We start from the raw sequence: 11,498 nt of genomic DNA on the forward strand, positions 1-11,498 counted from the left end.
AGTGCAAATCCTATTTGTTGCATAGGAATCACATTTTTTGTGAAGTTTTTCATATTATTACTATGCGCAAAAAAGGAAGTTCAAATTCGAACTTCCTTTTCTTTATCGGCAAATATCAAATTTTTTTTGATACAGCCCCTTAATACATAGAATTTATTACATCAATATACATTACTTTTTTTACTTGTATAATAAAAAAAGACCTATCAATTATAAAATTCATAGGTCTTTTTTGGAGGCGCCACCCAGATTTGAACTGGGGAATAAAGGTTTTGCAGACCTCTGCCTTACCACTTGGCTATAGCGCCATGTCGATTACACTAACATTATACTATATAAATCTAAATTTGTTAATAGTTTTTTTTATGTTTTTTATAATTATTAATCAACTTACTTAAGTTAACAGTTAATAGTATGGAGTTACTGAGTGAGAAACTGCATAGCAGTTTAATCCTCACCTCTTAACTTTTAATTCTTTATTTCTAACTATAATAATTCTTTTCTAAATTTCTTCATAATGAACTTTTGTAAAATCAATATCTTTTTCTTCATAAGATGGTCTATTTTCACCTGGATATCCTATAGAAATAATGCAACAAATTCCATATTTACTTGGTATATTTAAAAGTTTTCTTACATAATCTTCAGAATTTAAATTATTATCATAATTTCTTTCTCTAACTTGTGACCAACAAGATCCAAGTCCAAGACTATGAGCCTCTAATTGCATAAAAGCAGCCGCTATAGAAGCGTCCTCTATCCAAACATATGATGTAATTTCTTTATTTGCCATAACGACTATAGCAAGTGGTGCATCTGCTAGCCATAGACTTCCTCCTGGCTTAGATGTAGACAACTTTTCTAACTTCTCTTTATCTTTTATAATTAGAAATTCCCACGGCTTTCTCCCTTTAGATGATGGTGATAAAAGACCAGCCTTAAGAATACTCTCAAGCTTTTCTTTTTCTATTTCTCTATCTTCATATTTTCTTATACTTCTTCTTGTCTTTAATAACTCAATCATTAATTCACCTCATAAACAGATTAATACTAAATTCTTTTTATATTATTATACAATTATAGTTTTAAATTAAAAATATTTTTATATTATATAAGACTATTTTTATATTTCAAAATAATATAATCTTTTTTTAATAAGAACAAATCCAAGCCACTCTCTTAAAATAGCTTGGATTTAAAAATTTAACCTAATCATAAACCTCTTATTATTCCATATACTAACCGCTACTTATTTACTTGTGTTTTAATAAAAACTTTATTTTCAAATACTGCTCCAATTATCATTATTACTACAAAAACTATTAAATATGCAACTACTGCCATCCTATGCGCAAAGCATGCTGCAATCATCATAAAGATGCATCCACATATAGATAATATTGGCATAACAAATCTCTTAAAGGCACCTAATTCTGTTTCTTTTTTTATCATCATAATAAATATAGGAATATACATAGCATAAATAGTTACTATTGGTAATTCCGAAGAATCAAAACTCAAGAATCCAAACCATGAATCTGTTAGATTAGCTCCATAGAAGAATAATAACCATATTCCACAGAATAATAATCCAATTACAGATGAATTAGTAGGCATATTTGTAATATTATCTACTTGTTTAAACACATCTTGCTTTGGCCCACGACCTCTAACTGCTATAGAATAAAGTCCTCTAGTACATCCAAGCATCAATCCATTTAATGTACCTAGACAAGAAATAATAACAAAGACAAATATCAAAGATCCACCTATACTTGAAAATACAGTTTCAAAAGCAAGTTTTGCCCCTGCTTCCCCCCCTGCCATCATAGTTTCATTACTTACTGCGCCTGCTAGTCCAATATAATATAAAATATAAACTAACATAATTGCAAAAGTTCCTCCTATAAGTGCTCTAGGTAGATTTTTCTTAGCATCTTTTAATTCTGCATTGATACTTGTTGCAATTATCCATCCTTCATATGCAAAGGCTGTAGCAACAACAGCTGTAAATAATCCACTAAATGTATCAACTTTTTCTACTACAATTGTAAAATTTGCTACAGTCATACCACTAGTAATTCCCACAATAGTTCCTACTACTGCCATTAATAATAATGGTATAAGTTTTATAATAGTTGTGCTTACTTGAAATTTACCTGCTAATACTGGTGATAACGAATTCATTGCAAATGCACCAATCAAATATAAACACGCAATCGTCATGCATTCTCCACCAGTAATTGAAAATCCAAATAAAACGCAAGTATATCTAGCTGAAACCCATGCTAAAACTGATGTTAATGTTGGATAATAAATAACTGCCATAAACCATCCAACATAATATCCGTATGTTTTTCCTATAGCTGCTTCTGCATAATCTACAACTCCATTTACATACTCATACTTAGTTGCCATTACAGCAAAAGTATAAGCACAAGCAATCATAATTATTCCACCAATAATCCATGCTATAATACCTAGTAAGAGATTTCCTCCTGTCGCTGTCAAAACCTTTTCAGCTTTAAAAAACACGCCACTTCCTATAACAATACCTATTACCATTGCTATAGCTGTTAATAACCCGTACTTTTTATCTAACTTATTGCTCATAACTCACCTTTCCCTTTTTATTTATATAATTTTTTTATATCCCAATCTATATCATAATATTAGAATAACAATTAAATAATTCTATATTTTTTCATTTTCCCCTCTTTTTTTTGCATATTTATTCCTTTTTAAATATAAAAATAAAAAGACTATCTCTAAATAAGATTTAGAAATAGTCTTATATTCATTAGTTATTAATTATAATTATTCATTACTGTATTTTTCGACTTTAAAGCTGTAAAAATCTAGTTTTACTCTTTTCAATATCTTCTACAGTTATTATATTAATTTCTTTGTTATTGAAGTTTTCATCACAAATCCTTATACTTTGAGTTCTTATTAAGCAATCTAAGAATTGATTTATTAATAATCCATTTTTTAATATAACTTCACTATCAGCATAAATTTCAATTAAAGTCTCTTCCAATTTTTCTTTTACATCATCATTTAAATTATATCCTTTTAAACTCAATGTAGTTAATGCTATCTTTAAAAGCTCGTCAATCTTGTAATCTTTAAACTCTACTTTAACTGGGAATCTATAACTCAATTCTTGATTTGTTTGTATTAAGTTTCTAACTCCTATTTTATCTCCAGATAATACTATAATTATTTTACTATAATTACTATCTATAAACTTAATTAAGCTATTTAATATTTCTTTATGATTTTCTTCTTCTAATAAAAGATCTGCATTTTCTACAAAAACTACTTTCCCAACATATTTGTTCATTACTTCATCAAGCTTACGTCCACCTTTAAAGCTATTAACTATATCATACTTATCCATTATTATCATATTTTTAGATTTAACTATACCTAAGTTATATAACATTTCTGTATAAATATTAAATGTTCTTTTCTTACCAGTACCTTCAGAGCCCATAGCAATTATATTCATATATTTATTTAAGTCAGTAGCCATTCCAAGTCTTTTCTTTCTAGCCATAACCTTCATAAACTTATACTGCTCTCTTAGAAAATTCTTTGCATTTTCATTAGATATAACACCATCTAATTTTTTCTCTAAATTAAACTTATTATCATAATCAGATACATTTATTTTCTCTATATCTTTAGTAGTGATTAAGTTCATTTCATAAACACTTATATCTTCTTCTGCTATTCTTATACTTTGGTTTCTGATTAATCTTTCTACATAATTTCTAACCATTCTACCATTTCCTGATGTTGCATCAGAATTTTTATATATATCAACAAAACTATTCTTTAATGCGACATATGCATTTTTAGAAAGTTTAAATCCACTAGATTCTATTAACTTTATAGACATTTCTAAAAGTTCATTTGGATTATAGTCTTGGAATGTAGTCCATAATGGAAATCTTGATTTTAATCCGATATTAACATCAAAGAAGTCTTCCATTTCCTCTTCATATCCTGCTAATATTACTATTACTTCCTTTGAATAGTCTTCGATTAATTTAAGTAAGGTTTCTACTGCTTCTCTTCCTAAATCATCATTTGCAAGTGTATAAGCTTCATCAATAAATAAAATTCCACCTATAGCCTCTTTAAACTTTTCTTCAGTTTTCTTGGCTGTTTGACCTGGTATATCTGATACAAAACTTGATCTATCAGTTTCTACAAGCTGACCACCTTTTAATAGTCCCATGCTGTTAAGCATTTCTGCTACAAGTCTAGCTATACTAGTTTTTCCTGTGCCTGGATTACCTGCAAATACCATATTCAAATTCTGCTCAATTTTTGTGTTTACTCCAACTGACTTTCTCTTTTCTTGTGCTACTAACAGCTTGTACTGACTTCTTAAAAGCTCTTTAACTTCATCAAGTCCAATTATTCCTTTTAGCTTCTCTTCTAGATTAAACTTAGCCTTAGCTTTAAAATTAAAATTATCTCTTTCTAATACATCAATTGACCTTTCTTTATTAGTTAAATACTTCTTTGATGAATCTAAAATAGCATTTTCTACTATATTTCTTACAAATCTAGCATTTCCTAAGTCATTTTTACCTACTAATTGATTTTTGGTAAATAGCTCTATCAATCCACTCTTAGCTTTTTCAGATATTGTATATCCTTTTGATTTAGCTATATTTACAGCTATTTCATACATTTGCTTTGGGTCATAATCATGGAAATGAATTGTGTTTGGGAATCTTGAAGATAATCCTTGATTATACTTTAAGAATTTTTCAATATCTTTTTCATATCCTGCAATTATTACTACTAAATCATTTCTATTATCTTCAATACCTTTCAATAAAGCATCTACTATTTCTTTACCTACTTTGTCATTTTCATCTTGGCATAAAGAATAAGCTTCATCTATAAATAACACTCCACCTAAGGCTGAATTTATAATATCATTAGTTCTTTTTGCAGCATCACTAGGATTTTCTGTTATAAAGTCAGCTTTACTAACTTCTTTAAATACACATTTTCTTAATATTCCTAAAGCATTTAAATATTCAAATGTAACTCTTGCTGCATTTGTTTTGCCTGTACCTGCATTACCTGCAAATATCATATTCAGAGATGGCATAGAAGACTTAAGTCCTAGTCTTTCTCTTATTTCTTGAACCTTATAGTTATTTTCAACATTTTGTATAAATTCCTTTAATTCATCTATACCTATAATTGAATCTAACTTATATCTTGCTTCTTCTAACGTTGGAATAGAGTACTCGCTTAATTTATAGATTTCTTTATTTGTTTTACAGTATATTTCATTTTCTTCTACATATATTAATATCTTATTTTCATCTTGAAGCCCCTGATTAATTATTAAATTTCTTAATGGTTTATATACTTTATAAGAAACATATTGCTTTACATCAAAATTTACATCTTCTCTGAAAAAGTCTTGTAAATATGTGCATAATAAATAATCGTCTGTTTTATTTGAATCTTCCTTTATTTCTAAAATAACTTCTATATTGAATTCATCTTGTATTTTTCTTATTTCTCTAATTGTCTCTGCTTTAATAACTAAATCTCTTTCTTCTTTAGTTAAGTCCTTAGTATAAAAAATTTCTTCACTATTTTTTAAATATTTGTCTTTTATTTGATTAAACTTTTCATCATTATCATTATTGTAAACAAAAACGAAAAACTTGTTATGACATAAAAAAGCATTAATCTTTTCAGTATTATCATTAGCTTCAGCTTCTATCATAAACTTATTTTTTAGTATGTATTCATTCTTTAACGGTAAACAACTATTTGGTCTTATCTTAGATAGAAGTGATAAAATCTCTTCTGATGCCATATCAGTATTCTTAAAAATAATACATTTAGAATCGTTATTTAATTTTTCATAAAGGTCAGTTAAAAATGCATTATATCCTAAATTAAAGCTATATTCAGATAAGTCTATATCATCTACTTCTCCATTTTTAATAACTTCACTCTCTTTAAGCTCTTGGAATATAAATCTTACACTAGCTTTTTTAAACGTATCTTTACTTCCTACTAATAATAAAATTCCCTTTTCATCATTGCTAATCTTCTCTCTAAAATACCCACATAATTTACTAAAGAAATTCTTCTGTCCTATAAATTCTTTATTAAGCTTTTCTTCAATATTCTTAAATACTTCTTTATTACTCAAATTTCTCATCATCCTTTGCTTCTTATTTCTTTTGTTGATCATTTTAATAACACTATCTATTAGAAAAATAATCCATAGTTGCCAAAAGGTTATTTTACTATTTAAGCAATTATATTAATTAATATCAAAATTGTCAACATAATAAAAGGCACAATATATAAGAGCTATTCTTATATATTATGCCTTTAATCTTTTTAAACTTTACTCAAAATTATATTGGTCAATATTCTCATTAAATTCATCTATATTTTTTAGTATATAACCTTTTTCTAAATAAATCTTTTCTGAGTCATACATATCTTTTGCTTTAGTGCATATTTCTTCTAAATCTTCTCCAGTTTTTCCATCTATTATTTTATCAATTATTATTATGGCATCTTCTAGTGTTTCATTTAAAATCCTAGATATATTATCTCTACAGCTTTCCCCAATACTTATTGCCTCACTTGGAAGCGCTATATATGGACCTATATCCATTAACTTTATATTTTTCTCAAAATTCTCCTTAGTAGAGTCTAATATTCCTACTGGAATAGCTATCACAAGCTTATTTTCTTCAAAAACATATCCTATTGAATACTTTATCCTATACCAAGTACTTTCATTCATTTAAGATCACCTGACTATAAATTTTTATATCCTACTAATAAATTTATATTCTCATTTTAACAATTAATTCATACTTAAATAAAATCTCTTTTCCCCCAAAAAAACTTTTAACCTATAAATCAATATTCTATTATTAAAATAAATTTTATATAACTGTTTAAAGCTTTGCTTTTATCACACTTTTATATTGATTTCATATTATAATAATGATTACTTTTTAGGAGATGTATTGTTTGAGGTATAGAAAAAAACCTATTAGATATACTCCAAGACTTAAATTTTATAAAAGGAACTTTAGTACATTAAATAAACAGCAACTACCCCTATTTCATTCTAATAAGTTTAAAAATCATAATAATAAAAATTACAAACTTTTACCTCTAATACTAGGTTCATTATTAATGCTTTTCGGTATATTTAGTTTAATAAAAAATACCGTTGTTTATACTCCTATTTTTTTCGGTAATTCGTTAAGTGGAGGCGCAAATTTTGCAGCTTCATCTATTTTATTATTGCTTGGTATAGGAATTATTTTTATAAATAAAAAATCACTACTGGGATATCTATTTATAATACTTGGATTTTCAATTATTATAATATCCATATTTTTTTCTTTAAAAATGAGATTCTTACCTACTTCATTATCTAATACGCTACTTATTTTTGGTTCAATAATAGGAGGTGTATCTCTAGTAATCAAATCAGTAATAAACCTATTAAAAAGAAAATTCTAACATAGATAAATTAAAAGCTATCCATATAATTAAAAAATAAAGATATCTAAGATGACTTTAAAATTTATTTTGTAGAAACTGCATCGCAGTTTCTACATTTACTCTTAAGCTTTAACTATAGAGCTTAACTAAAAATACTCTTCACTCTCTACAGTATTCTTCTTGCTCTACTTACATATCCCCACGGTACATTACTGATTCTTACTGTATCTCCTGTAAATGAAGATTCAATCCATTTACCATCACCAATATACATACCAACATGTCCTAAATCTCCTGTAAAAATTAAATCCCCAGGAATAACATCATTTAATGATACTTCTACTCCATCATTAATTTGGTTATATGTCGTTCTACCCACATTAATACCAGCTTGTCTAAATGCCCAATAAATAAGACCAGAGCAATCAAAGGCTCTATAACCCATGTCTACAAATCTTTCAGCATGGTCATATTCTCCTTGAGCAGCATCCTCAGGGAATCTAATTTTTAATTCATTTAAAAATTCTGTAGTTAAAAACTCTCCAGATCCTCCCCATACATACGGAGCTCCTAGTTGAGCTTTCATAGAGTCTAAAATTATATTGTAAGCTTCTTTATTTACAGACCCTTCATTGCCAATATTTCCTGAGTTTTCTTCAAAGTCTACAGTAATATAATCAGCACTTACATAACCTACTGAATCTTTAAATGATATCTTATACCAATTTCCTACTTGCCCTTGTATTTCTACAATAGTATTATTTAAAAGATATCCAATAACAAACGAATCTGTGGATGCCTCTTTACGTACTCTCAAATTTGAACCTTCAACATTTATAACTTTCCCTTTGGAAATTATACTTTGCTCAGGCAAAATTTCTCCAGATCCACTGTTATTATCATCTGATGTCTTTTCTAGTGTTATATAATCTTTACTTACATATGCTACTGAATTATTATATGAAATTCTATACCAATTACCTTCTTCACCTATAATATTAACAGAATTTCCTTCATATAAACTTCCAAGCACTTCTGAATTTGTGTTTGGTGCTTTACGTATTCTTAATGTAGAACCACCTAGATCATATACATATCCAATTTTTCTTATGGTATCATCTCCACCTGCACCATTTTCATTATTATTGTTATTACCATCGTTGCTACCATTAACTAAAATATAATCACTATGTACATATCCATAGCCATTATTAAACTTAATTTTATACCATTCGTCTGCAGTTCCTACTATTGTTACAGTTGTATTATCTACAACATACCCGATAATAGATGAATTTAACGAAGCACCACTTCTAACTCTTAAATTAGGTTCTGCATTATATACCTTCCCGTAATATAATGTATCTTCTGTAGAACTTGAGTTTATTTCTTCTACATAATCTCCATGTACATAACCCAAAATACTGTTATAGCTAATCTTATACCAACCATTACTGTATGATATAATTTCAAAACTAATACCTTCACTCATAGTTCCAAGAATTTCAGAGTTTGTCGATGGATTAGACCTAATTCTTAAATATGTTCCATCAACATTAACAACTTGTCCTCTACTAGTGCTTCTCATATTGACATTTTCTATATCAGCCTCAGTTGTTGGCAATTCATTATTTTCTAAAGCTTGTACTGTAATTGGCTTTAATAATACCATACCACCAATTACTCCCGAAATTGCAATTCCTCTTTTAATTGTACTTTTATTCATATATAGATCTTTTCCTCCACAGCTCTTAGTCTTTCAGCAATTTATTTTACCACATTTATCAATTAAATTTAAATACTTTTTACTAATTATTTGTAATTATTTAACATATATTAGTATTTATTTCCTATTCATAAGAATATTTTACCATCTTTTGTGATAAAAAGAAATATTATGAATGATTATAATATTTAATATATGATAAAATAAATATAAAGCTTTTTACTAAGCATCGTAAATTAAAGGATTATATATAGAAAAAGGTGAGAACTAATGATTGTAATGTCTTTTAATCTTAGAAGTGATTTCATTCTAGATATAAATAATAGATGGGTTAATCGCAAAGATATTGTTAAAGAAATAATACTAAAGTATAACTGCGATATTATTGGAGTGCAAGAATTAACAAATAAAATGCATAAAGATATTATAGAATTTGCTAAGGATTTTAATATTGTTGGCCGAGCTAGGAGCAAAAAGTTATTTGCTGAAAGAAATGACTTAATAATTCCTAAAAAACATAGCATAGAAGATCATAAAACTATCTGGCTATCAAATACACCTAATAAGATAGGTAGTCAACCTTGGTTTTCTCTATACCCAAGAATATGTACAACCGCTAAAATTAAATTAGATGACAATACAAAAATCAGAGTATATAATACTCATCTTGATTGTTTACTTCCACAAGCTAGAGACTATGGAATAAAGAAATTAGGCAAATTCATAGATTCAAATTATAAAGAAGATAAACTTCCAGTAATTGTAATGGGTGATTTTAATGCTACTCCTAATAGTAAAGTAATTAAAAACTTTGCTAGCGGAAAATATTATGACAAAAGGTTTTTTGCTGTTCAAGATAAAAATAAAGATTTATATAATAAACCTACGCGAGCTGGTTTTAAAGGCAAAGATACTGGCTCCCATATAGATTATATTTTTGTAAGTGAAGAGCTAGAAATAGTAGATGTAGATATAATTACCGATAACCTAAATGGTAAATTTCCTTCAGATCACTTCCCATTAATAGCCGATATAAAGCTAAAATAGTTCTAGTTAGAAAAAACGAAGTGGCAAATGGTTGTTTAATATTCATTTGCCACTTACTTCTTCTAAATACAATTTAATTATTAAGTATTAATTATCATATTTTATTTGTTATAATTATACAATATACGTTCTTATGGTTACTTCTAAATTTTTCGTGCAATTCTTTTGTTAATAAACTATTGAATTACAGCAAAAATAACTTTTATTTCTACTGGTACAAATTCCCTAATGCATTTCTCAAAAATATCATAAACAACTTCTCTATCATTACCAAAAACTCCGCAACCAAATGCACCTAGTATTAATACCGTTGGTTTTTTACTTATCGCTAGTTTTACTATCTTTTCTATTCTCTTACTCATAATATCAACTATCAATTTTTCATCTCTTATACCTTCAGAATATGCTTTTCTTCTGTTCACAGCTGGAGATACTATAAAAGAAGCTAACTCATAATTATCTAAAAGTTCGAGAGTATCATTTCTTATTATAGGTACATTAGGAACATAAAGCATTCTATCATTATATAAAGGCGTATAATTTTCTCTATTAAATTTATAAAAATCATTCTGCTTTTTCAAACTTTCATATAGCATGGAAGCTCTACATAGACTTTCCTCTTGAGCTTTACTTCCGCTTAAATATCCACCACCTGGATTAATAGCACTTGCAAAATTCAATGCTATTATATTCCCTCTTACTCCTTCATTTCTTAGCTTTAAAATAGTATCTATAGTCCCAAGATTTATAATATTATCTCTAACTATATAATTTTTTTGAATTTCTTTATAATTTTCAACATATGTCACTTCATCATTTACAAGTTCTGTTTTCTCTATCATATCTTTAACTTTATTATCAAGTTCTACCTTATTCCCATTTTTAGAAATATAAAAATTATTTTTAGCTATTTCAAAATTTTCTTTTACCACATCTCTTAACTTTTCATTGTTCATTAGCACACCCTCCTTATTTCCAATATTTATATTAATTATAGTATAAATATACCTAAGTTTATAACAAGACTAGTACTTATAAATTATAAAAATAAAAGGGGCTGTATCAAAAAAAATTTGATATTTGCCGATAAAGAAAAGGAAGTTCGAATTTGAACTTCCTTTTTTGCGCATAGTAATAATATGAAAAACTTCACAAAAAATGTGATTCCTATGCAACAAATAGGATTTGCATT

8 protein-coding genes and 1 tRNA gene are annotated in these 11,498 nt (G+C 27.3%); 1 reads left to right on the plus strand and 8 read right to left on the minus strand.

The features are described 5' to 3' along the window. Positions 1–233 precede the first annotated feature (233 nt). The 7 genes from LQE93_RS16175 to LQE93_RS16205 form a co-directional block, all read right to left on the minus strand. Positions 234–308, minus strand: a tRNA-Cys gene (locus LQE93_RS16175). Between the two features lie 194 nt (positions 309–502). Beyond that, the gene (locus tag LQE93_RS16180; protein ID WP_231074493.1) at positions 503–1,024 is read right to left on the minus strand and encodes a nitroreductase family protein; all 522 of its coding nucleotides are present in this window, start codon (positions 1,022–1,024) and stop codon (positions 503–505) included. A 221-nt stretch (positions 1,025–1,245) separates the two neighbouring features. Then, positions 1,246–2,613, minus strand: coding sequence for an APC family permease (locus LQE93_RS16185; protein WP_231074495.1), 1,368 nt, complete (start codon positions 2,611–2,613; stop codon positions 1,246–1,248). Positions 2,614–2,842: 229 nt separating this feature from the next. After that, positions 2,843–6,208, minus strand: a complete 3,366-nt coding sequence (locus LQE93_RS16190) for an AAA family ATPase (protein ID WP_231074500.1) — start codon at positions 6,206–6,208, stop codon at positions 2,843–2,845. A 201-nt stretch (positions 6,209–6,409) separates the two neighbouring features. After that, on the minus strand, positions 6,410–6,817 hold the full coding sequence (locus LQE93_RS16195) for a hypothetical protein (RefSeq protein ID WP_055263495.1): 408 nt from the start codon (positions 6,815–6,817) through the stop codon (positions 6,410–6,412). 442 nt (positions 6,818–7,259) lie between these two features. Continuing rightward, positions 7,260–7,517, minus strand: a complete 258-nt coding sequence (locus LQE93_RS16200) for a hypothetical protein (RefSeq protein ID WP_186839711.1) — start codon at positions 7,515–7,517, stop codon at positions 7,260–7,262. Between the two features lie 182 nt (positions 7,518–7,699). Next, positions 7,700–9,259, minus strand: a complete 1,560-nt coding sequence (locus LQE93_RS16205; protein ID WP_231074496.1) for a C40 family peptidase — start codon at positions 9,257–9,259, stop codon at positions 7,700–7,702. A gap of 270 nt (positions 9,260–9,529) precedes the next feature. On the opposite strand from LQE93_RS16205, the gene LQE93_RS16210 reads away from it, so the two are divergent. Next, entirely contained in the window at positions 9,530–10,306 is a 777-nt protein-coding gene (locus LQE93_RS16210) for an endonuclease/exonuclease/phosphatase family protein (RefSeq protein WP_231074497.1), read from the plus strand. Between the two features lie 176 nt (positions 10,307–10,482). Here the strand turns inward: LQE93_RS16210 and LQE93_RS16215 are convergent, their stop codons facing one another. Then, positions 10,483–11,262 carry a TIGR02452 family protein gene (locus LQE93_RS16215; protein ID WP_231074499.1) on the minus strand — a complete coding sequence of 260 codons (780 nt, stop codon included), beginning with the start codon at positions 11,260–11,262 and terminating at the stop codon, positions 10,483–10,485. Between the last annotated feature and the right edge of the window lie 236 nt (positions 11,263–11,498).

The sequence above is a fragment of the Clostridium sp. NSJ-145 genome, assembly GCF_021044725.1.
Classification (GTDB): domain Bacteria; phylum Bacillota; class Clostridia; order Clostridiales; family Clostridiaceae; genus Clostridium; species Clostridium disporicum_B.

Coding starts and splice junctions, on each gene's coding strand:
- LQE93_RS16180 (WP_231074493.1), bottom strand. CDS start 1,024: ATGATTGAGTTATTAAAGACAAGAAGAAGTATAAGAAAATATGAAGAT.
- LQE93_RS16185 (WP_231074495.1), bottom strand. CDS start 2,613: ATGAGCAATAAGTTAGATAAAAAGTACGGGTTATTAACAGCTATAGCA.
- LQE93_RS16195 (WP_055263495.1), bottom strand. CDS start 6,817: ATGAATGAAAGTACTTGGTATAGGATAAAGTATTCAATAGGATATGTT.
- LQE93_RS16205 (WP_231074496.1), bottom strand. CDS start 9,259: ATGAATAAAAGTACAATTAAAAGAGGAATTGCAATTTCGGGAGTAATT.
- LQE93_RS16210 (WP_231074497.1), top strand. CDS start 9,530: ATGATTGTAATGTCTTTTAATCTTAGAAGTGATTTCATTCTAGATATA.
- LQE93_RS16215 (WP_231074499.1), bottom strand. CDS start 11,262: ATGAACAATGAAAAGTTAAGAGATGTGGTAAAAGAAAATTTTGAAATA.